Genomic DNA, 21,130 nt, shown 5'->3' on the forward strand with positions numbered 1-21,130 from the left:
GCAAGACGTCCGCTTTTCGTGACAATGTGCAACTCAAAAGCCTGTCACACAAGCACAACAGAATCAGGGACGGCAAGCGATCGAGCCATCCGTTGCGAGGAGAGTTTCATGACTTCCAACGACGAGCGCAAACTGCATCCGCGCCTGCGCCTCCTGAAGAACCGCAGCGATCCGGTCAATGCGACCGGCGCCCTGTTCTCCGCCCGCATTGCCAGCGGGATGGTCCTGGATGCGTCGTCCCTCGGCACCGACGCCATGCGAACGCTGCAGGCCTGCGAGAGCTTTGCATGCGGCGAATCGGCGGGCGACACCGTTCCCGTGCGAGCGCGCCCGCCACGGCGTCCGAAGCTCACCGAGACCGGGCTCGCGAGCGAAGCCTATGTCAACGTGTTCGTCGAGACGGTCAATGCGGAGCCCGGCACGCCCAATGCGGCCGACACCGTCGCGGGTGCGATCGAAGAGATCGTGCGGCATGCGGTGCTGCCTGCCGAGGTCTCGCGGCAGGTGCTCCCGCGGCGCAACTTCATCTCGGCCACCGTCCCGGTGGAGTCGCTGCCGGCCATCTCGGCCATTCCGGGTGTCACGTTCGTGCATTCGGCCGAATCGCTGAGCTTCTCGCTTCCGCTGGCCGTGGCTGCCAAGGGCGCCAGGCCCACGCCGCGAACCGTCCAGGTGGCCGGCAAGCGCCAGACCGGCGAAGGGGTGCTGATCGGCATCATCGATGTGCAGGGTTTCGACTTCGCCCATCCCGATTTCCTGGACGACGACGGCAACACGCGCTTCGTGGCGATCTGGGACCAGGGCGGCGACTTCCGCGCCCCACCCCACCCCTACCGGTACGGCGCGGAGTTCACCGAGCAGAGGCTGCGTGCCGCCGTGGCCGCAGGGCGTTCCGGAGGAATTCCCGCGGTCGATCTGGAGCGCCAGTCGCAGCGGATGCCGGGGTCGCACGGCACGCACGTCGCCAGCATCGCGGCGGGACGCCACGGCGTCTGCCCCGGCGCGAAGATCGCCGGCGTATCGATCTCCCTGCCGATGCCAGCGGACGAGCGCGAGGAAAGGCGCTGGACCTTCAGCGACTCTTCCCGCATCGTCGACGCCATCGAATACCTCTATGCGCAGGGCACGCGGCTCGGCCTGCCGGTGTCCATCAACATCAGCCTGGGCACCAACGGCGGCCCGCACGACGGCTCCAACGGGCCGTGCCGCTGGGTCGATTCGTCGCTGAGCACGCCGGGGCGCGCGATCAGCATCGCCGCCGGAAATGCGGGCCAGGAGGCCGGGGCGACGCCCGACGACCTGGGGTGGGTCATGGGGCGCATCCACACCATGGGCCAGGTGAAGTCGCGCGGCCTGAGCACGGACCTCGAGTGGGTCGTGGTGGGCGACGGCATCGCCGACGTCTCCGAAAACGAGCTGGAGATCTGGTACAGCCCGCAAGACCGCTTCACCATCGCCGTACAGCCGCCGGGCGCCACGACGTGGATCACGGCCGGCCCGCGGCAGTTCGTCGAGAACAAGCGCCTGGAGAACGGGACTGTCCTGTCGATCTACAACGAGCTGTACCACCCGGTCAACGGCGACAACTACATCGCCCTGTACCTGTCTCCCAACCTGAATCCCGACACGTTCGCGCCGGTGGCGCCCGGCGTCTGGAAGATCCGGCTGCACGGCGACGAGATCCGCTCGGGCCACTTCCACGCCTGGATCGAGCGGGACGATCCGATGGAGCTGGACCGCCGAGAAAACCTGCGCGCCTTCCGCTTTCCCTCGTTCTTCTCCAGGACGAGCAACGTCGACTCGCACTCGATCGGCTCGCTCGCCTGCGCGCATCGCGTGCTGGGGGTGGCGAATGTCGACGCGGCGGCGGGGCGCATCAACGTTTCCAGCAGCCAGGGGCCGACCCGCGAGGGCCGCAGCAAGCCGGACATCGCGGCGCCGGGCACCGACATCGTGGCGGCCAATGGGTTCGGCGACGACGAGCTCTGGGTCCGCATGACGGGCACCAGCATGGCGAGCCCCTACGTCTGCGGCGTGGTGGGGCTGATGCTCGCCGCCAAGCCGACGCTGAACGCCTCGCAATGCCAGGGCATCCTCAAGCGCACGGCCAAGCCCCTGCCTTCGCACGGCTACGAATGGCGCAACGATGCGGGATTCGGGGTGATCGACGCCGAGGCCGCCATCCTCGAAGCGCTGGTGTTCGACCAACGAGACGAACGCAGGTGAAGGGAGGAACACGCCATGAAGATCCATGTTTTCCAGTCCGAGCAGGGTGACTGCCTCATGGTCGAGGACGCGGCCGAAGCGCACCGCATCCTGTGCGACGGCGGCACGCCGACGGCCATGCGCAGGAACATCGCCACCGAACTCGGCACGTGGCGGGAGGCGGGCAAGGCGATCGACCTCGCCTACATCTCGCACATCGACAGCGACCACATCGGGGGTATCGCCGTCCTGCTGGACCTGATGATGCAGTGGAAGGTGTTCGACTTCCACCAAGAGGCGGGCGACCCGTCGTCCGAGCCGCAGTTGCCCCGGACGCCCGAGATTCATCGCATCTGGCACAACGCGTTCCGGGACCTGATCACGGACAACGTCGGCGACATCGAGGAACTGCTGGCCGCCAGCGCCCCCATGCTGCAGGCCAGCCAGGTGCCGGACCTGGTGCACCTGGGCCACGAGTACGCGCAGATCGCGACCTCGGTGAAAGAAGCGCTCACGGTGTCGCGCCTCATCAAGCCGGAGCGGCTGGACATTGCGCTCAACGCCCTGGAAGCCACGCCGGATCATTCGGGCAAGCTGCTGATGGCGCGCCCGGACCAGGCGGCCGAGACCATCGGAGGACTGACGGTCAGCATCCTGTGCCCGACGCCCAAGGAGCTCAGGGCCTTGCGAAAAGGCTGGGACCACTGGCTGCGCGACAAGAAGAACCGCCAGACCGCCCGCGAGGTCCGCGACCTCTACGCCGGCCAGCTCGAGGCCAGCGCCGGGGCCCATGGCCTCAACCCGATCGACCTGCACGAATGGGAGGGCGTCGCGGCCTACAAGAACGTGACGGCGCCCAACGTGGCCTCCACCGTGCTGCTCGTGGAGGAGGACGAAAAGACGCTGCTGCTGACCGGCGACAACCACCCCGACATGATTCTTGCGGGCCTGAAGAGCGGCGGCCATCTGGGCGAAAGCGGCGGCATCCACCTCACGGTGCTGAAGTATCCGCACCATGGGTCCGAGCACAACGTCTCTTCCGATTTCACCCGCAAGGTATCGGCCGACCACTACATCTTCTGCGGCGACGGCTCCAACACGAACCCGGAGATCGAAGTCCTGGAAGAGATGCTCGCGGCGCGGGTCGATCCCGCGGGCAAGCGGGCGGTGGCCCCCGAAGCCGCGGGGCGTTCGTTCAAGTTCTGGTTCAGCACGTCACCGGCCCTGCAGACGCCCAGCGCCAAGCGGGACCACATGAAAGCCGTCGAAAAATGGGCCCAACGCAAGGCCGCCCAGCATGCAGGCGTGTTCAGCTTCGAGTTCAGCGACACCCCCTGCATGACCATCGCGCCCTAGCGCGCATGCCAAGGTGCCGGCGCTCTACATCTCGAAGGCCTTCACCTGCCTTCCGTCGATGTCGGTGAAGCCGTACGCCTTCGCCAGATCGGCCACGCGCAGCACCTCCCCGGTTCTCGCCATCACCTGCGGGTCGCCCGCCAGCGCCGCCACCGCACGCCCCAGGTAGCGCGGCGACTCGGTGCTCGCAAGCGCCGGCCGCTCCCGCCAGTGCGCCTCGTCGGTCTTGTGGCCGGCCAGCACGAATTCGGTGCGCATCCAGCCCGGCGACACGGCGACCGATGCCACGCCATGCGGCTTGAGCTCCTCGGCCATGCCGAAGGCCAGCCGCGTCATCGAGGCTTTTGCCAGGTCGTAGAAGAGATTGCCCTTCATGTAGCGGCCGCGGTCCCAGAAGGTGGTGGTCACGATCAGTCCGTGCTTCTGGCGCACCATCAACGGCGCGGCCGAGCGGCTGGCCACGAGGTGGTTGCGCACGCCGCGGTCGAACATCGAATCCCAGTTCGCGAGCGGGTGTTCCCAGAAAGGCGCATCGAACACGCCGGTGAAGGTCTCGTGGCCACCCCATGCGTTGTTCACGAGCAGGTCGATGCGGCCGGCCTCGCGCTCGACCTGCGCGAAGAGCGCCTTCACATCGTCTTCATGGGTGTGGTCGCAGCGCACGGCGATGCCGCGTCCGCCCATGCGCGTGACCTCGTCGGCGGTGTCGTCGATGCTGCCGGGAACGGCCGGCAAGTCCGACAACGCCAGCAACTGGCCGTAGGTGTCCGCGGGTTGCGCGCGCGTGCTGCGGCCGGTGACGTACACCGTGGCGCCGGCCGCGCCCAGCTCCATCGCGATGCCGCGCCCCGCGCCGCGGCTGGCGCCCGTGACCACCGCGATGCAGTCCTTCAGCGGGCGGTTCGTGTTCTCGTTCTGCGTCATCCAGTGCTCCTTGGTTCGAACGCCGACGAAGATAGTGCGCCCTCAGCCAGGCGTCTTGGAAGAACCCGAAATCGCGTGCCCCATGAACTCGGTCGGCGTGACGCCGCAGAGCGCGCGGAATTCGTTGACCAGGTGCGACTGGTCGTAGAAACCGCTCTCGACCGCGACGTCGGCCCAGGCGGGCGCGGACTGCAGCCGCAGCGCGCGCAAGCAGTCGTGCAGCCGCGCGAGCCGCGCCCAGGCACGCGGCGACAGCCCGACGTGCGCATGAAAGAGCTGCTGCAGCCGCCGCTCGCCGACACCGACGGCCGCAGCCACATCGCGCAGAGGTTTCCGGCCGCCCGATTCGGCGATGAGGCGGGCCGCGCGCGTCGCGGCGGCGTGAACGGCACCGCCGCCATCGCGCAGCCGGCGCTCGAGCGCGGACTGGAGCAATGTCGCCCGCGCGGCATCGTCGGGTGCCTCGGCCATGCGCGCCAGCAGTTCGGCCGCACCGCCCTGCCAGAGTTCGTCCAGGTGAATGGCCCGGCCCGCAATCTCGCCGGCCGGCAGGCCCAGCAGCACGGCCGCCGCGCCGGGCCGCAGCGTGACGGAGATGCCCTCCACGGTGTCGCGCATGCGCACCACGACCGGCGCGGCAGCGGCGCCGATCGCCTCCACCGGCAGCCCGGCCCCATCGCCCGCGGAAGGCGCATTGCCGAGGTTGAAGACCAGGCGCACCGCGCCATCGGGCAGCACGCGTTCATGCACCTCGTGCCCCGCGGCGAAGGTCTCGCGGTACAGCAGGATGTGGGAGACATGCGCCTGCAACGCCGCGCGCACCGGCATCGCGCGCAGCGTTCCGGCGGGCACACCCGATTCCGGCCCGTGCAGCGGGTCGTCGTCCAGTCGAAGGAAGAGGCGTTCGCCCATCGGCCGATTGTGTTGAAAAACCCGGCCGGGCGCGAGTCGGCCGCGCTGGCGGAAAATCGTCCGCTCGCATGTCTTCCGCCACCGCCCTCCCCGTTCTCTATTCGTTCCGCCGCTGCCCCTATGCAATGCGCGCCCGGCTTGCGTTGATCGCGAGCGGCACGCGCTGCGAGCTGCGCGAGGTCGTGCTGCGCGACAAGCCCGCCGAGATGCTGGCCGCATCGCCCAAGGGCACGGTGCCCGTGCTGGCGATGGCCGACGGCACGGTGATCGAGCAGAGCCTGGACATCATGCGGTGGGCCCTGCGGCGCAACGATCCGCAGCGCTGGCTGCAACCCGAAGCCGGCACGCTCGACGAACTGCTCGCGCTGGTGGCCACCTGCGATGGCGACTTCAAGCCGCAGCTCGACCGCTACAAGTACCCCAGCCGATTCGACGACGCGGAACATGCGGCGCGCGAGCGCGGTGCAGCGTTCCTGCGCGATCTCGAAGCCCGGCTCTCGGTGTCACCTCATCTGGCCGGCGCGCACGCGACTTTGGCCGATGCCGCCCTCATGCCCTTCGTGCGCCAGTTCGCGATGGTCGATGCCGCATGGTTCGATGCGCAGCCCTGGCCGCGCCTGCACGCCTGGCTGTCCGCGTGGACCGCCTCGGATCTGTTCGCCCGCGCCATGTTCAAGTACGCGCCGTGGAAGGCGGGGGAACGGGGCATCGACTTTCCCGCGCCCTAGACGCCCATCGCAGCCGCCGAAGCGCGCTGGATGCATTCGATGAAATGCTGCGCCGCCGGCGTCGACCGCTGCCCTCGCCGCCGCACCACGCACACGTTCAGCGTGGGGAGCGTTTCCACCACGTCGATGCGCCGGATGCCGTGCCGCTTGAACGTCAGCTTGACCAGCGGCTCGACGAAGAGGCCGATCAGGTCCATGTGACCCACGAGCCCGAGCGCCACCGTGACCGACTGCCCCTGGATGATGCGGGCCGGCGGCGGCAGGCCCAACGGCGTGAAGAGCGGCGAGACAGCCTCGCGCCCGCGGTGGTCGTCGCCCGGGAGGATCCATTCGCCGGCGTACAGGTCGTGCAGCGACCGCGCATCCCGCAGCGGGTGGCGCTCGCGCAGGCCCACCACCAGCCGCACCGGGAACAGCTCCAGCGCCTCGAACTGCGCATCGAGCGTGCCGGGCACCACGTGGGCCACCGCGAAATCGAGAAACCCGTCGCGCAGCCGCGCGAGCATCCAGGGCAGCACCGCCTCGCTGAACTGCACATCGACCGCGGGCAGGCGCATGTGGAAATCCTTGAAGGCCGCGGGCAGCACGGTGAGCGCGAACGAGGCGCTCACCGCCATCGACACCGAGCCGGTCGCGCCGTCGCGAATCTGCGCGATCTCGTCGCGGGCGCGCGCCATGTCGGCCAGCAGCAGCCGCGCGCGCGGCGCGAAGGCCTTGCCGAACTCGGTGAGGCGCACGCCCTTGACGCTGCGCTCCACCAGTGGCGCGCCCACCTCGCGCTCGAGCTCGCGCACGATCTTGGTCACTGCCGGCTGCGAAAGCCCCAGGACGCGCGCGGCGGCGCGGATGCTCATCTGCTCGACCACCGCCACGAAGGCGTGCAACTGATTGGGCTTCATCGCTCAAGGCACCGGGTTATGACAACCAAAAGTTATCGTTATCGCCCAATTATTGTCTTTTCATGACAGCACCAAGTCTCTAGCATCCGCCGCGGTCGAACGACCTTCCAACCAGATCACACACCAAAGCACAACTGGAGAGACATGAGCATCCCAAGCACGCAGCCCTCGTCCGCCCGCAGGCGGCAGACCATCGTGGCCACCACCATCGGCAACGGGCTCGAGTTCTTCGACTTCACGGTGTATGGGTTCCTTGCGCTCGTGATCGGCAAGCTCTTCTTTCCCACCTTCAATTCATACGGCCAGCTCTTGCTGACGGTGGCCAGCTTCGGCGTCGGTTTCATCATGCGGCCGCTGGGCGGCATCGTGATCGGCGCGTATGCCGACCGCGCGGGCCGCAAGAAGGCCATGACGCTCACCATCTTCCTGATGGCGCTGGGCTGCGCGCTCATCGCCTTCACGCCCACCTACGCGGCCATCGGCGTCGCGGCGCCCATCGTCATCGTGCTGGCGCGGCTCATCCAGGGCTTCTCGGCCGGCGGCGAAGTGGGCGCATCGACCACGCTGCTGGTGGAGCACGCCACGCCCGCCAACCGCGGCTACATGGCGAGCTGGCAGTTCGCGAGCCAGGGCCTGGGCGTGATGCTCGGCGCCGTGGTGGTGGGCGGCCTCACCTTCTCGCTCACGCCCGAGGCGATGCAGAGCTGGGGCTGGCGCGTGCCGTTCATCATCGGCATGCTGATCGCGCCGGTGGGCATGTACATCCGCCGCCATCTCGAAGAATCGCTGCACATCTCGCCCGAGCAGGCCGCCGCGCCGCGCGAGAGCAGCCTGAAGATCGTCTGCACGCAGCACGGCAAGACGGTGCTGGCCGCCATCCTCGCCATCGTCGGCGGCACCACGGCCGCGTATGTCGTGACCTTCTACATGCCCACGTACGCCGTGCGCGAACTCGGCCTCACGCCCTCGGTGGCGCTGTTCGGCGCGGCGCTCACGGGGCTGATCTCGTTCGCGTTCGCGCCGTTCGTGGGCAAGCTGTCGGACATCGTGGGGCGCAAGCCGCTCATCTTCTGGAGCCGCGTCGTGATGGCGATCCTGATCTACCCCGGCTTCCTGTGGCTCAACGCCTCGCCCACGCCCGTGGTGCTGTTCACCGTGCTCGGCGTGCTGAGCATCGGCCTCGTGGTGCAGACGGTGCCGGGCATCACGATGCTGCCGGAGATGTTTCCCAAGCGCGTGCGCGCGAGCGGCATGTCGCTGGTCTACAGCGTGGGCGTGGCCCTCTTCGGCGGCTTCGCGCCGTTCATCAGCACCTGGCTGGTCAACGCCACCGGCAGCAAGCTCGCGCCGGCCTGGTATCTCGTCGCGATGACGGTGGTCTCGCTGCTCGGCCTCGTCTGGCTGCGCGATCACACCGGCCGCGACATCGACGCCGCGGATGCCCACGCACGGGCCTGAAAAAACTTCCCACGATTTCCGTACAGGAGCCCACTCATGCAAACACAACCCACAGCCGCCACACGCCACTTCTCCGGCACGTATGTCGAAGCCCGCGCCAAGTTCCTCGACGCCGCGGCCCAGCGCGGCGCGGCCATCGAATCCTTCGTGCATCCCGCGCACCGCGGCGCGCTCGGCGAAGAACTCGCCACCGACGTGGCGCTGATCGGCGCGAAGGACGCGAAGAAGATCCTGCTCGTCACCTCCGGCACGCACGGCCCCGAAGGCTTCTGCGGCTCCGGCGCGCAGGTCGCGACGCTGCACGACACCGACCTGCTCGCGCGGCTCGAACAGGCCGGCGTGACGCTGCTGCTGGTGCATGCGGTCAACCCGCACGGGTTTTCGCACCTGCACCGCACGAACGAAGACAACATCGACCTGAACCGCAACCACATCGACTTCAACGCGCCGCTGCCGGTGAACGCCGGCTATGCCGAGGTCGAGCCGCTGGTGCTGCCAGCCACCTGGCCGCCGACACCCGCCGACGACGCGGCCGTGGGCGCCTATATAGCCAAGCACGGCATGACCGCCTTCCGCACGGCCGTGACCAAGGGCCAGTACACCTCGCCCGATGGTCTGTTCTACGGCGGCACCGCGCCGTCCTGGAGCAACAGGACCATTCGCGCGATCCTGCGCAAGTACGCGGCATCGGCCACCCACCTCGGCTGGATCGACGTGCACACGGGCCTCGGCCCCTACGGCCACGGCGAGAAGATCTACCCGGGCCGCAACACGCCCGAAGACCTTGCGTTGGCGCATGCCTGGTGGGGCGCCGACGTGTTTGCGCCCTTCGCCGGCGACTCGGCATCGGCCGACGTGTCAGGCCCGGTCATCTCGACCGCATACGACGAATGCCCGAACGCCCGCATCGCGCCGATGGGCCTGGAGTTCGGCACGCTGCCCGACCTGGAAGTGCTGCTTCGCCTGCGCGCCGACACCTGGCTGCGCCGCCATCCCGAGGCGCCGGAAGCGCAGAAGCGCGAGATTCGCCAGGGCCTGCGCGACGCGTTCTACTGCGACAACGACGAGTGGAAAGGCATGGTGCTGGGGCAGACGCGCGTCGTGCTGTTGCAGACGCTGCAAGGCCTGAAGAAGGCCTGATCCAACACGCCGGACTTCTTCAGCCGAAGTTCGGCGCGCGCCGCTCGCGCAGCGAGGCCACGCCCTCCCGCACGTCGGCGCCCGCGAAGCCCATGAATTCGAGCGCCAGCGAAGCATCGAAGGTCGGCCCGGCCTGGCGCAGCCAGTTGTTGAGCGCGTACTTGGTGAAGCGGATCGCGCTCTGGCTGCCGGCGGCGAGCCGGTCGGCCACTTCGTAGGCGCGCGGCAGCAGGTCGGCCTCGTCCACCGCGAGCGACACCAGGCCGATGCGCTCGGCTTCCTCGCCGCTCACCGGCTCGCACAGCAGCAGGTGGTACTTGGCCTTGGCCATGCCGCACAGAAGCGGCCAGACGATCGCCGCATGGTCGCCCGCCGCCACGCCCAGGCGCGTGTGGCCGTCGACGATCTTCGCGCCCTTCGCGGCAATGGAAATGTCGGCCAAGAGGCCCGCCACCAACCCCGCGCCCACGGCCGGGCCATGCATGGCGCTCACGATGGGCTTGTCGCAGTTGATGATGTTGTAGACGAGGTCGCGCGCCTCTTTCCACACGCGCTGGCGGATGGCGTCGTCGGTGGCCATGTCCTGCACCAGCGCGAGGTCGCCGCCGCCCGAGAAACCCAGGCCCTCGCCCCGCAGCACCGCGCAGCGCACCGTGTCGTCGGCCGAGAGGTCGCGCCAGATCTCTGCCAACTCGCGGTGGCCGTCATGGCCGGCAGTCGGCAGCTTGCCGTTGGCCGCGCGCATCTGGATGTCGAGCACGGAGCCGTTGGCGCCGCGACGGGTGATGGCGAGGGTCTGGTAGCGGGTGTAGTCCATGGTGTCTCCGCCCTGCGCCCGAAGGCCAGGAAGTGTCTTCGCCCTGCGTCCGAAGACGAGGACTTTCTTCTTCGTTGAAAGATCGGACGGCTATTTTTGCGCCGCCAGCTCGCGGCAGCGACGCACATTGGCATCGAAACGTGGCGCGAGCCCGGGCTCGCAGGCCTCGTCGCCGGGGGTCAGCCTGCACATGCCGACGACCACGTAGTCCATCACCGCCGAGGTGCACATCGGGTACGCAGCAAGGTCAGGATTGGCCTTTGCCTTGAAGCCCCAGCGCTCCGAGAACTGCACCGTGCGGACCATCGCGCCGTGGAAGAAGCTGCGGTCCCTGGCGGCGATGGCGGCCTCCATGCGCGGCAGCTCCTCGTTCAGGTAACCGGCGGCATCCAGGGGGAATGCCGAGGGCGGCTCCTGCTGGGCGGCTGCGAGGGATGCGGCCAGCACGAGCGACAGGGCGATCAGCGGGCGCAGCAGCGAGGCAGGCGAAAAACGGGGGGTCGGGGGGTGGCGTTGCATGGCTTGGGATTCTGCAACGTTTAGAAGCATCTTTGAATGGCGGGCGATGCGTGCGCGCTACGCCGGGACCTACTTGCCCTTCTTCTGCCTGTCGAACTTGCGCCAGTACTGGAACTCGTCCTCGTGCACTTCGAGATCGACTTCGGAGATGCGCGACTGCAAGCGCTCCTGCACCTCGGCCACGGCCTTGTTGTAGACGAGCGGGCCGACCTCCTCCAGGAAGAAGCCCAGCAGCGCGCCGGCCGCGATGTTGCCGATCTTCTCTTCCATGTTCTCGTTGAAGTAGCGCTCGATCGACGCGATCGCCTGCTGGCGCGCTTCCTTGGAAATCTCGATGGTCATGCGGGTTGCTCTGGGGTGTTGGGGCGAGCGATTGTGCCGCTACGATGCGCGGCGGCCCCAGAGCCCGCGCAACAACGACATACAACAACGGAGACACGCACCATGAAGTTTCATCCGGCCGCATCGGCTGCCCTTGCCCTGGCCGCGCTCTCGGGCTGCACCAACCTCACTCCCACCATCCCGCAGCGCCAGCTGATGATCGTGGCCAACGACGAGAAGCAGTCGTGGAACGATGCGGGCGCCGTCATCCTCGCCCCCATGGGACGCGACACGGTGCAGGTGCTCGACATCGGCACCGACCCGCTCGCACCGAAAGTCGTCGGCACGCTGCAGCTGGACAACACCATCGCCGGCCCGCCGACCAATCTCGCGATCACGCCGGGCGAAACGCTCGCGCTGGTCGCGAACTCGCTCAACGTGATCGAAGAGAACGGCGTGCGCAAGCAAGTGCCCGACAACCGCCTCTTCGTGATCGACCTCACCACCACGCCGCCCAAGCTGATCGACACGCTCACCGTGGGCAAGCAGCCTTCGGGCCTGTCGATCAACCGCGCGGGCAACCTCGCGCTGGTGGCCAACCGCGCCGACAACTCGGTGAGCGTGCTGCGCATCGCGGGCAAGAAGGTGACGCTCGTCGACACCGTGGCCATGAACGATTCGGTGGCGCACGTGCGCTTCACGCCCGATGGCAAGCGCGCCCTGGTCGCCAAGTTCCCGACCCACAGGATCGCGCTGCTCGAGGTGAACGGCGAGAAGGTCAGCTACAACAAGGTCGACCTCGCGGCCGGCCTCTGGCCCTACAACGTGGACGTGACGCCCGACGGCAAGCTCGCGCTCACGGCGGACAACGGCAACTCGGGCGCATCGGACGGACAAGTCGACACGGTGAGCGTGATCGACATGGAAGCCGCGCCGCCGCGCGTGATCGACAAGGTCGTCGTCGGCGACGGTCCCGAAGGCCTGGCCGTGAGCCCGACCGGCAAGCATGCGGTCGCCGTGATCCTGCGCGGCAGCAACTCGGCGAAGAACGCCTACTTCTACAACCGCAACGGCTCGGTGGTGCTGCTGAAGATCGACGGCAAGAAGGTCACGCGCGCCAACGAAGTGGTGGTGCGCGGCCTGCCCGAAGGCGCGGTGTGGAGCGCGGACGGCAAGTACCTCTACGTGGGGAATTTCATCGACCAGGACATCACGATCCTGCGCGTCGATGGCGACACGCTGGTGCCGACGGGGAAGTCGTTTGCATTGCAGGGGCACCCGGCGGCGATGCGGGGCGCCACGACGCACTGACGCCAACGGCCCCCGGGAGAAGATGAGCAGCCATCCTTCGAGCCGGGCCAGGCGCGTTCGAATCGGCGCGCCGCATCGGCGATGCCGCTGAAGATCGACCGCAAGAGCATCGCGCGTGCAAACAAAGTCGTGCTGCGCGGCGCCAGACGGCTACTTCCCTCTACGTTGACAACTTCATCGGCCGAATCGCACGATTCCGTGGGTCGAGGAGGGGTGCGCCGACGCCCATGGGGAGCGCGCTCGGCGCAGGGGCATCCGGCAAGAACGCGGCGCCTCGGGGCGCACTGAAACGGCCGCCTGCCCGATGCCACGCGCGGCATTTCTCGAGCCTTCCTCGAAGAGCAAACCGTCGAAACCACAACCGGGAAGAAGGAATCCATGCCCCATACCTTGCAGAAGCGACTTTGGCTGTCATTGGCCTGCCTGTCGGGACTGACCTTTGCCCCTGCGGGGCAGGCTGCGCCGCTCGGCGATCCCGTCATGGTGAATACCGAAAGAGCCGGCAATCAAACCCCCGGTTTGTTCGCCGCGGGATTCAACGGAGAAAAACTCCTGATCTGGAGAGATGCCGCGGCAAATACCACCTACGCCCAAAGAATAAGGTCGTCGGGAATTCCTTTTTTAACGAAGCATCCAATCCAGCTTCCGCCAACGTATGCAAAATTATCCGTTGGACGCACCGGCAATTTCGTTCTGGCAGGTCAAACCGGAACATCCGGAATGGTCATGGCTTATGACAGAAATGGAAATCTTCTGTCCAATTTCAGCCCGACCCCGGACACATTGAATGCGGTTGCCAGCATGGATACCGATGGCCATATGACCGTGGCCTATACGTACCCCAACGTATTCAATGTTCCTCGAAATCTTGCAATCAGGAGATTCACTGCCGGCGGAATTCCCATTGCTCCCGAAATCATCGTTGCAACGGGTCCCGTGGATACAATTTCCGGCCCCAATTCAATTGCCACGGACAATGCAGGAAATATTGCATTGTTATGGACGAGCCAATCCGGCCCTTCGGCACCGGCCAACGTTGTGATGCAACGCTTCAGCCGCGCAGGTGCTGCGCTGACTCCGGTAATTACCGCCGCCGAGTCAGGAGGATCATCCGCGAATATTGCCATGGAGCCCGGAGGCAAATCCGTCGTCGCATGGTACAAGTCATTTCCCAATGAGCTGGATTACACCTATATCGTATATGCCCGTTCATTCGACGAAAATGGCAATCCCACCGGAAGCACGCGAGTCAATCAACGCCTCATCGATTTCTACCCGGAAACCACCGTGGCAATTGCAGAGAATGGCGATTTTGTCGTTTCATGGATTGCATCGCTTGGCGTGATCGGAGGTCCCCGCAGCTCTACATTGGCGGCAAGACAATTCCACAGCAATGGAACGCCAATTACCGACGAATTGCGAGTCGACCCGCCCCAGATTCAATTTGCATCCCGCCCGCGCATGGCAATGGATCCGGTGGGCAATTTTGCAGTGGCATGGACCAGCGGCTCATACACCGGCGGCTCCGAGACCGGATGGGACGTCATGGTGCGCACCTTCAAGATGGACACCCGGCCGCCGATCACGCAACTCCTGAACAAGCAGCCCGCCCAAGGCCTGACAGGCGACGCCGACAGCTGGCGCTATTACAGGCTCACCGTCCCCTCGGGCATCAGGCAGTTGAACATCGACATGACCGGCCCCGTCGGCGGCGGTGATGGCGACATGTACGTCCGCTTCGGCGGACTTCCCTCGTTGACAGCCTGGGACCACCGTCCTTACGTCAACGGCAGCAACGAATCCGTCGGGATCAGCAATCCGCCGCCCGGCGACGTCTACATCGCGATCCACGGACGAAGCCCGTACGCGTCGGTCGGACTGACCGCCGGCTACTACTACCCCTGAGGCGGGGGCGGCCACGGCCTACACTCTCGCGCCATGCCCAAACCCCAACGACAACTCCGCACGCTCGAACGCGGCATCCTCTGCCTCGTGATCGGCGCCGCCGTCTTGCTGGCGCCCCGCTTCCTGCAGGGCACACGCTGGTTCGAGATGGTGGCGGGCGCCTACATCGTCGGCTGGTTCGCGCTGGTGCTGGGCATCGCGCTGGTCGGCGTCGGGCTGTTCCAGCGCAACAAGCCGCGCTCCTGAAAAAGAAAAACCCGCCTTGCGGCGGGTTTCACTGAGAGGCGCGCGCTTGCCGCAGCAACTCAGGCCTTCTTGCCGCGCAATTTGCCGACGAGCTCCACGACCGCCAGCACGATCGCGCCGGCGACAAGACCCACGACAGCGTTCACGCCCATCGAGCCCAGCGTGCCGAACACACCGCCCGTGGCCGTGGCCCAGTCTTCGACGGCATGGCCGAAGGCGGGCACGCCGTGCACCAGGATGCCGCCGCCCACGAGGAACATGGCGGCGGTGCCGGCGACCGACAGCGCCTTCATGAGCCAGGGCGCCGTGGCGAGGATGCCGCGGCCCAGCGCGCGGGACGCAGCGCTCGCGCGCTGGCTCAGGTAGAGGCCCGCGTCGTCGAGCTTCACGATGCCGGCCACAAGGCCGTACACGCCGATGGTCATGATCAGCGCGATGCCGACCAGCACGCTCAGCTGCGTGGTGAACGGCTGGCCCTGCACGGTGCCCAGCGTGATCGCGATGATTTCGGCCGAGAGGATGAAGTCGGTGCGCACCGCGCCCTTGATCTTGTCCTTCTCGATCGCCACCACATCGACCGCCTCGTCGGCCACGGCTTTCTCGTGGCGTTGGGTATCGGCTTCGTGTTCCTTCTTGTGCAGGAACTTGTGCGCGAGCTTTTCGGCGCCCTCGAAGCAGAGAAAAGCGCCGCCGATCATCAGGAGCGGCGTGACCAGCCAGGGCAGCCAAGTGCCGATGGCCAGCGCCGCGGGCACCAGGATGGCCTTGTTGATGAACGAGCCCTTGCAGACCGCCCAGACCACCGGAATCTCGCGCTCGGCCTTGACGCCGGAGACTTGCTGCGCATTGAGCGCGAGGTCGTCGCCGAGCACGCCCGCCGTCTTCTTGGCGGCGACTTTGGTGAGGATCGACACGTCGTCCAGGACGGTTGCGATGTCGTCGAGCAGCAGGAGCAGGCTGGTGGCCATGTGAAAAGGTCAGTCTGGAAAAGAAGCGGCGAGCTTATCCGTAGCGGATGTACGCACGCGCAATAACCGTACGGGGTCAGGAAACGCTGCGCTTGAGGCGGATTTCCTCGATGCGCACGGTGCCCAGCAGCGTGGTCTTGGCCGTCTTCATTTCGCGCTTGAAGCCGGCGAGTTCGTGAAAGCGCATGGCGCGGTCGTTGCGAATGGGCACCCAGATGGTGACCGTGGTGCAGCCCTCTTCCTCGAGGCCTTCGCGCGCCGCGTCCCAGAGGGCGACGCCCACGCCCTTGCCCCAGTGCTCGGGCTTGACGTAGATGGCCCAGATCTCGCCCGTGGTGGACGGCGTCTTGGGGTCGCGCGAGCGGTCGAAGCCGACAAAGCCGACGATTTCGCCATCGAGCGTGGCCACCTGCACCTGGGGTTCGCTGAATTCGATGGCTTCGCGCCACTTGGCTTCGCGCGTGGCCGGGGCCAGCGTACGCAACTCTTCTTCGGGGAGGATGCCTTCGTAGGCGGCCTTGGCGGCCAGGGCATGGACTTCGGCGACGGCCTTGGCGTCGCGCATCGTGGCGGGGCGAACTTCGTAATCGGACATGAATGCAGGAAATCGGATGGAACCGGCTATTGTCGCCGCACCGCTAAACTGCCCGCTGTATTCGCAGCATCAACTGGAGAAAGTCATGGCAAAGAGTCAGCAACGCAGCACCAAGGAAGCCAAGAAACCGAAGAAGGACACCTCGCCGCCCAAGCCCGTGGGCACCGGCGGCATCGAGCCGGTCCGCACGATCACCACGGCGGTGATTCCGCGCGGCAAGCTCAAGAACAAGTGACCGACGAGGCACCGGCCGGGCCCCCTGCGGACCCGGCTCCGGCCAAGCCGGCCCAGCCCCGCAACCCGCTGCACGGGCTCACGCTGGAGGCCATCGTCACCTCGCTGGCCGACTGGTACGGCTGGGAACAGCTCGGCGAACTCGTTCCCATCCGCTGTTTCCAGATCGACCCGAGCGTGGGCTCCAGCCTCAAGTTCCTGCGCAAGACGCCGTGGGCGCGCGAGAAGGTCGAGAGCCTTTACCTCTTCATGCTGCGCGAGCAGCGCCGCGAGCAGCAGCAACAACAGCAGCCCCCTCGGGAATGAAGGTCCGACTCGCGCCCTCGGGCCTCGACTTTGAGACCGAACCGGGCACCACGCTCCTGAAGGCGGCCGAGGCGGCCGGCATCGAACTGCCGAGTTCCTGCAGAAACGGCACCTGCCGCACCTGCATCTGCCAACTGGTGTCGGGCCACGTGCGCCACATCATCGAATGGCCCGGCCTGAGCATCGACGAAAAGGACGAGGGCTGGATCCTGCCCTGCGTGGCCGAGGCGCTGGACGACCTCACGCTCGACGCGCCGAAAGCCTTTTCGGTCTTTCAGGACTAGAGGACTAGGGGGGCGGCCCGACCGGCCTGGCGCCGGCAGGCACCGCCACCACCAGCCGATCGCGCTGGGCCAGCGACGGGAACAGCTTGAACCACGTCAGCGCCACCAGCATCGTTCCCACGCCGCCCACCACCACCGACCCCACGGGCCCGAGCAGCGCCGCCGTGGCGCCCGATTCGAACTCGCCGAGCTGGTTGCTCGCGCCGATGAAGATCGAGTTGACCGCGCTCACCCGCCCGCGCATGGCATCGGGCGTCTCCAGCTGCACCAGCGTCTGGCGGATCACCACGTTGACCATGTCCGCCCCGCCCGACACCGCGAGCGCGATCAGCGAGACGATGAAGCTCCTGGAGATGCCGAACACCACCATGCACAGGCCGAAGAGCCCGATGGCCAGCAGCAGCGTGCGGCCCACGTGCCGCTCGACCGGCCGCCGCGTGAGGGCAATCGACATCACCAGCGCTCCCACGGCGGGCGCGGCGCGCAAGAGGCCGAGTCCCCAGGGGCCGGTGTGCAGGATGTCCTTCGCATAGATCGGCAGCAGCGCCACCGCGCCGCCCAGCAGCACCGCGAACAGGTCGAGCGAGACGGCGCCGAGCACGGGCTTGCGCTTCCAGATGAAATCGACGCCAGCGAACACCGTGGCCAGCGTGACCGGCTCGCGAGCGGCCGGCGTGTAGGCATAGCGCAGCCGCAGCACGAGCACGCAGGCGATGGCGAAGAACGCCACGCTTGCGCCGTACACCACCGACATGCCCGCCACGAACAGCAACCCGCCGAGCGCCGGCCCGCCGATGATCGCGCCCTGCATGCCGGCCGAACTGAAGGCCATGGCACGCGCGAGCATCGAGGGCGGCACCAGCAGCGGCGTGAGCGCCTGCTGCGCCGGCATCTGGAAGGCGCGCACCGCACCGAGCACCAGCGAGAGCCCGAGCAGCAGGCCGCGCGTGTCCTGCTTTTCCAGCACGGCCAGCAGCAGCACCAGCCCCACCAGCCCCTGCACCGCGAAGCACGCCGCCACGATGCGGCCGCGGTGGTGGCGGTCGACGATGTGGCCGGCCAGGAGCGCCAGCAGCAGCGCGGGAACGAACTGGTAAAGCCCGACGAGGCCGAGGTCCCAGGCGCTGTTGGTGAGCTCATACATGTGCCAGCCGATGGCCACCAGCAGCATCTGCGAGGCGGCGGTGCCGAAGAGCCGCGCCGTCCACAGGTGCATGAAGGGGCGCTCGCGCGTCAGGTCGGAAAAGCTGGGCTGGGGGGAGGAAGCGGAGGCGGGAGCGGGGCCGGACATTGCGTCGAGGATAGCCGAGGCGCCGTGAGCCGGCCGTTAGCAAAGCGCACGAGGCGCACAAGGCGCAATGCCCGGCCGTGCGCGCCCTCCCCCTCTCTACACTCGCTTTCTCCATGACTGCGCCGCCGCTGACCCCCATCCACGAAGGCGCCCACCTGCTGGTGCTCGACAAGCCCGCGGGCCTGCTCTGCGTGCCCGGGCGCGGCGACGACAAGCAGGACTGCCTGAGCGCACGCGCGATGCGTCAATGGCCCGATGCATTGATCGTCCACCGGCTCGACATGGCGACCAGCGGCCTCGTGGTGATGGCGCGTAGCCTCGACATGCAGCGCGCGTTGAGCGCCGCCTTTGCGGAGCGGCAGGTGCACAAGCGCTACGAAGCCATCGTCGATGGCGCGATGCCCGAGCGCGAAGACTGGTCGGTCATCGATGCGCCGCTGATGGCCGACTGGCCGCGAAGGCCCCTGCAGAAGACCGATCCGGCGGGCAAGCCCAGCCTCACGCGCTGGCGTGCGCTCGCGTCATCGGTGCAGGGAGATTTCAGCGCGACCCATGTGCTGCTCGAACCGGAGACAGGCCGCTCGCACCAGCTGCGCGTGCACCTGCTGTCGATCGGTCATCCCATTCTTGGCGATGCGCTGTATGGCGATGCCGTGGTGCAGTCGCGTGCGCCGCGGCTGATGCTGCATGCGAGCGAGCTGGCCTTCGTGCATCCGGCGACGCAGCAGGCCCTTCGCTTCGAGAGTCCTTCGGGCTTTTCGCTCAGCCGCCCTTGACCACGAGCACGGGCATCGTCGCGTCCTGCAGCACGCGCTGCGTGACGCTGCCCAGCAGCAGTTTCTCGATGCCGCTGCGGCCGTGCGAGCCCATCACGATCAGGTCGGCCGCGATGGCGATGGCCGTGTCGACGATGCCTTCGTGCACCACGTGGCCGTCGATCACGCGCTGGTCGCTGTGCAGGCCTTCGGCCGCGAGGGCCGCAACGCCGCGTGCGAGGGCCGCATTTGCGCTGGCGGTGGCGGCGGCAAGGTATTCGTTCTGGCCGAGCGCATAGTCCGCGCCCACGCCGATGAAGGGGTAGTTGTCGATCACGTGAATCAGCGTGATGCGGCTTCCGAAAGCCAGTGCGAGGCCACTGGCCTTGCTGACGGCGAGCATGGAAGTTTCAGAACCGTCGATGGGAACCAGGATGTGATTGAACATGGCGGACCTCGCTTTCGTTCGCAGACAGACACGGCTCGAAGTCGAACCGGGTCCCGAATTTAACCGCTACACCGGTGGGTGGCTGTAGGACTCGTGCCAGCGACACCCGCAAGTGCCGCCAAAGGACTTCAATCGCCCTGGAAACCTTGCGATCGGCAGGTGATCACGAGCGTATCGCGCCAACCCGCACCGCCCTCTTCGAGTGGCTGGATCGGCGTCGATTCGTGAATGACGCGTGCGTCGTCGAGCAGGAGCAGCGTCCAGGGCTCGGTCATGGTGAAGCGCTCGCCGCGACGGCCGTTGGCCTCGAACACGCGCGTCTCGCCGCCCTTGATGCCTTGACGACCGACCAACGCGACGGCCACCAGGTCGACGCCGTCGCGGTGCGCGCCCTCGGGGGTCGGACGGCCGATGCCGCCCGCGGTGTCGATGCGGAACTGATGCGCCTCGACGAACCATTTCTGCGGCGCACCGCGCATGTCGCTCGCGGCGGTGCCCAGGCGCTGCAGCAGGCGTTGCCACACTGGCTGCACGATGGTCTCGGCCAGCATCGGCGCAAACCAGCGCTGCATGCCGCCGTGCAGCGCGTTGTATTCGACCGGCTGCCAGTGCGCGCGATGCGGCACCTGTTCGAGCGTGGCGTTGTCGCCGGCCTCGACGGTGAAGCATGCATGGCGGCGCGTGCGGTAGCGGCCGCCGTCCTTCAGGTAGTCGTCGGGTGGAAGGTTGTTCCAGTCCGCGTGCAGTGCCTCGAGTTGCGCGAGCGGTGCGCCGAGCCAGTCGCTGACGCCTTGGGGGCTCAGCACCGCGTAGCCCTGCTCGCGCAGCGCGGCGGGCAGTTCGGCGGGATCGATGAAGGGAGGCGTGAAGGCGGCGGTGGTCACGCGCTGACCTTCACGTCCTTCCAGAACGCGACGCGGTCGCGAATTTCCTCGGCTTCGGGCTTCGGGTCGGCGTAGTACCAGGCGGCGTCGGTGTGGAGCTCGCCGTCGACCAGCAGCGAGTAGTAGCTTGCGGTGCCCTTCCAGGGGCAGGTGGTCTTGTGGTTGCTGAAGGTGACGTGATCGCGGTTGAGCGAACTCATCGGGAAATAGTGGTTGCCTTCGACGAGCACGGTGTCGTCGCTTTCGGCGATGGTGACGCCGTTCCAGGTTGCTTTCATGAACTTGATCTCCGAGGGAGTTGTGCGGGGCGCTGGCCGTTGCGGTGGCCTGATCGCTGGCGCACGGGGCTTATGTATTGTGCCGTTGCTTGGTGCGGGTGATTTTCGGTTGGTTGTATGAACGTTATTGAGGTGGTTTTTTTCCGAGGCCGGGTCTCGCCCCGGCGGGCGAGCTACTTTCTTTTGCTTCGCCAAAAGAAAGTAGCCAAAGAAAAGGCGACCCTGCTGTCTGCGTCCCTCCGCTTCGCTGCGGGCAACCTGCGGTGCTCGCGTTTCGCGGGGTCTCGCCCAAACTCGCTTCGCTCAAACAAGGGCGAGCCCTGATCCGCGAAACGCTGCGCTCCTC

24 protein-coding genes are annotated in these 21,130 nt (G+C 67.1%); 12 read left to right on the forward strand and 12 right to left on the reverse strand.

The annotated features are described in order from the left end of the window. Positions 1 to 108 precede the first annotated feature (108 nt). A complete protein-coding gene (locus J2W23_RS30525) occupies positions 109 to 2,226 on the forward strand; it encodes a S8 family serine peptidase (RefSeq protein ID WP_307651389.1) in 2,118 nt (705 codons plus the stop codon). A gap of 15 nt (positions 2,227 to 2,241) precedes the next feature. After that, positions 2,242 to 3,561 carry an MBL fold metallo-hydrolase gene (locus J2W23_RS30530; RefSeq protein WP_307651390.1) on the forward strand — a complete coding sequence of 440 codons (1,320 nt, stop codon included), beginning with the start codon at positions 2,242 to 2,244 and terminating at the stop codon, positions 3,559 to 3,561. 24 nt (positions 3,562 to 3,585) lie between these two features. Here the strand turns inward: J2W23_RS30530 and J2W23_RS30535 are convergent, their stop codons facing one another. Together J2W23_RS30535 and J2W23_RS30540 are read right to left on the reverse strand one after the other, a co-directional pair. Continuing rightward, positions 3,586 to 4,485: an SDR family oxidoreductase gene (locus J2W23_RS30535; protein WP_307651391.1), complete on the reverse strand. Its 900-nt coding sequence runs from the start codon at positions 4,483 to 4,485 to the stop codon at positions 3,586 to 3,588. A gap of 42 nt (positions 4,486 to 4,527) precedes the next feature. Continuing rightward, positions 4,528 to 5,397 carry a helix-turn-helix transcriptional regulator gene (locus J2W23_RS30540; protein WP_307651392.1) on the reverse strand — a complete coding sequence of 290 codons (870 nt, stop codon included), beginning with the start codon at positions 5,395 to 5,397 and terminating at the stop codon, positions 4,528 to 4,530. Positions 5,398 to 5,465: 68 nt separating this feature from the next. Between J2W23_RS30540 and J2W23_RS30545 the strand changes: the two genes are divergently transcribed. After that, positions 5,466 to 6,125, forward strand: coding sequence for a glutathione S-transferase (locus J2W23_RS30545; protein WP_307651393.1), 660 nt, complete (start codon positions 5,466 to 5,468; stop codon positions 6,123 to 6,125). Here the strand turns inward: J2W23_RS30545 and J2W23_RS30550 are convergent. Beyond that, positions 6,122 to 7,024 (reverse strand): LysR substrate-binding domain-containing protein, encoded by a 903-nt coding sequence (locus J2W23_RS30550; RefSeq protein WP_176656271.1) that lies wholly within the window; start codon positions 7,022 to 7,024, stop codon positions 6,122 to 6,124. The two genes, J2W23_RS30545 and J2W23_RS30550, sit on opposite strands and share 4 nt — an antisense overlap. Positions 7,025 to 7,168: 144 nt before the next feature. Between J2W23_RS30550 and J2W23_RS30555 the strand changes: the two genes are divergently transcribed. Both J2W23_RS30555 and J2W23_RS30560 read left to right on the forward strand, forming a co-directional pair. Continuing rightward, positions 7,169 to 8,482, forward strand: a complete 1,314-nt coding sequence (locus tag J2W23_RS30555; RefSeq protein WP_307651394.1) for an MFS transporter — start codon at positions 7,169 to 7,171, stop codon at positions 8,480 to 8,482. 36 nt (positions 8,483 to 8,518) lie between these two features. Next, complete coding sequence (locus J2W23_RS30560; protein WP_307651395.1) at positions 8,519 to 9,622, forward strand: M14 family metallopeptidase; 1,104 nt, start codon at positions 8,519 to 8,521, stop codon at positions 9,620 to 9,622. A gap of 19 nt (positions 9,623 to 9,641) precedes the next feature. On the opposite strand, the gene J2W23_RS30565 is transcribed toward J2W23_RS30560, so the two are convergent. The 3 genes from J2W23_RS30565 to J2W23_RS30575 form a co-directional block, all read right to left on the reverse strand. After that, the gene (locus tag J2W23_RS30565; protein ID WP_307651396.1) at positions 9,642 to 10,439 is read right to left on the reverse strand and encodes an enoyl-CoA hydratase/isomerase family protein; all 798 of its coding nucleotides are present in this window, start codon (positions 10,437 to 10,439) and stop codon (positions 9,642 to 9,644) included. 90 nt (positions 10,440 to 10,529) lie between these two features. Next, positions 10,530 to 10,958 (reverse strand): hypothetical protein, encoded by a 429-nt coding sequence (locus J2W23_RS30570; RefSeq protein ID WP_176656267.1) that lies wholly within the window; start codon positions 10,956 to 10,958, stop codon positions 10,530 to 10,532. 69 nt (positions 10,959 to 11,027) lie between these two features. Next, positions 11,028 to 11,300: a DUF2164 domain-containing protein gene (locus J2W23_RS30575; RefSeq protein WP_176656266.1), complete on the reverse strand. Its 273-nt coding sequence runs from the start codon at positions 11,298 to 11,300 to the stop codon at positions 11,028 to 11,030. A gap of 102 nt (positions 11,301 to 11,402) precedes the next feature. Here J2W23_RS30575 and J2W23_RS30580 point away from each other — a divergent pair, with 102 nt between their 5' ends. The 3 genes from J2W23_RS30580 (at position 11,403) to J2W23_RS30590 (ending at position 14,741) form a co-directional block, all read left to right on the forward strand. Then, entirely contained in the window at positions 11,403 to 12,590 is a 1,188-nt protein-coding gene (locus J2W23_RS30580; RefSeq protein ID WP_176656265.1) for a lactonase family protein, read from the forward strand. Between the two features lie 378 nt (positions 12,591 to 12,968). Continuing rightward, the gene (locus J2W23_RS30585) at positions 12,969 to 14,495 is read left to right on the forward strand and encodes a PPC domain-containing protein (protein WP_307651397.1); all 1,527 of its coding nucleotides are present in this window, start codon (positions 12,969 to 12,971) and stop codon (positions 14,493 to 14,495) included. A 33-nt stretch (positions 14,496 to 14,528) separates the two neighbouring features. Next, positions 14,529 to 14,741, forward strand: a complete 213-nt coding sequence (locus tag J2W23_RS30590; RefSeq protein ID WP_176656263.1) for a hypothetical protein — start codon at positions 14,529 to 14,531, stop codon at positions 14,739 to 14,741. A 59-nt stretch (positions 14,742 to 14,800) separates the two neighbouring features. Here J2W23_RS30590 and J2W23_RS30595 read toward each other — a convergent pair whose 3' ends face one another. Together J2W23_RS30595 and J2W23_RS30600 are read right to left on the reverse strand one after the other, a co-directional pair. After that, positions 14,801 to 15,709 carry a DUF808 domain-containing protein gene (locus tag J2W23_RS30595; RefSeq protein ID WP_176656262.1) on the reverse strand — a complete coding sequence of 303 codons (909 nt, stop codon included), beginning with the start codon at positions 15,707 to 15,709 and terminating at the stop codon, positions 14,801 to 14,803. A gap of 76 nt (positions 15,710 to 15,785) precedes the next feature. After that, a complete protein-coding gene (locus J2W23_RS30600; protein ID WP_307651398.1) occupies positions 15,786 to 16,304 on the reverse strand; it encodes a GNAT family N-acetyltransferase in 519 nt (172 codons plus the stop codon). Positions 16,305 to 16,389: 85 nt separating this feature from the next. On the opposite strand from J2W23_RS30600, the gene J2W23_RS30605 reads away from it, so the two are divergent. Genes J2W23_RS30605 through J2W23_RS30615 form a run of 3 tightly spaced genes read left to right on the forward strand, consistent with a single transcriptional unit; the run spans position 16,390 to position 17,128 of the window. After that, positions 16,390 to 16,539 carry a hypothetical protein gene (locus J2W23_RS30605; protein ID WP_013542593.1) on the forward strand — a complete coding sequence of 50 codons (150 nt, stop codon included), beginning with the start codon at positions 16,390 to 16,392 and terminating at the stop codon, positions 16,537 to 16,539. Beyond that, positions 16,536 to 16,844 carry a VF530 family protein gene (locus J2W23_RS30610; RefSeq protein ID WP_307651399.1) on the forward strand — a complete coding sequence of 103 codons (309 nt, stop codon included), beginning with the start codon at positions 16,536 to 16,538 and terminating at the stop codon, positions 16,842 to 16,844. The genes J2W23_RS30605 and J2W23_RS30610 overlap by 4 nt, the downstream gene beginning before the upstream one ends. Then, complete coding sequence (locus J2W23_RS30615; RefSeq protein WP_307651400.1) at positions 16,841 to 17,128, forward strand: 2Fe-2S iron-sulfur cluster-binding protein; 288 nt, start codon at positions 16,841 to 16,843, stop codon at positions 17,126 to 17,128. Before J2W23_RS30610 ends, J2W23_RS30615 begins: the two co-directional genes overlap by 4 nt. 4 nt (positions 17,129 to 17,132) lie before the next feature. On the opposite strand, the gene J2W23_RS30620 is transcribed toward J2W23_RS30615, so the two are convergent. Beyond that, the gene (locus J2W23_RS30620) at positions 17,133 to 18,419 is read right to left on the reverse strand and encodes an MFS transporter (RefSeq protein ID WP_307651401.1); all 1,287 of its coding nucleotides are present in this window, start codon (positions 18,417 to 18,419) and stop codon (positions 17,133 to 17,135) included. A 113-nt stretch (positions 18,420 to 18,532) separates the two neighbouring features. On the opposite strand from J2W23_RS30620, the gene J2W23_RS30625 reads away from it, so the two are divergent. Next, positions 18,533 to 19,195 carry an RluA family pseudouridine synthase gene (locus J2W23_RS30625; protein ID WP_307651402.1) on the forward strand — a complete coding sequence of 221 codons (663 nt, stop codon included), beginning with the start codon at positions 18,533 to 18,535 and terminating at the stop codon, positions 19,193 to 19,195. Here J2W23_RS30625 and J2W23_RS30630 read toward each other — a convergent pair. From J2W23_RS30630 to J2W23_RS30640, 3 genes are all read right to left on the reverse strand, one after another. Beyond that, a complete protein-coding gene (locus tag J2W23_RS30630) occupies positions 19,182 to 19,622 on the reverse strand; it encodes a universal stress protein (RefSeq protein WP_013542598.1) in 441 nt (146 codons plus the stop codon). The genes J2W23_RS30625 and J2W23_RS30630 overlap by 14 nt on opposite strands. 128 nt (positions 19,623 to 19,750) lie before the next feature. Continuing rightward, positions 19,751 to 20,506, reverse strand: a complete 756-nt coding sequence (locus J2W23_RS30635; RefSeq protein WP_176656257.1) for a 2OG-Fe dioxygenase family protein — start codon at positions 20,504 to 20,506, stop codon at positions 19,751 to 19,753. Next, on the reverse strand, positions 20,503 to 20,784 hold the full coding sequence (locus J2W23_RS30640) for a DUF427 domain-containing protein (RefSeq protein WP_176656256.1): 282 nt from the start codon (positions 20,782 to 20,784) through the stop codon (positions 20,503 to 20,505). Before J2W23_RS30640 ends, J2W23_RS30635 begins: the two co-directional genes overlap by 4 nt. Positions 20,785 to 21,130: the final 346 nt, after the last annotated feature.

This window comes from Variovorax boronicumulans (assembly GCF_030812215.1).
GTDB classification, from domain to species: Bacteria; Pseudomonadota; Gammaproteobacteria; order Burkholderiales; family Burkholderiaceae_C; genus Variovorax; species Variovorax boronicumulans_C.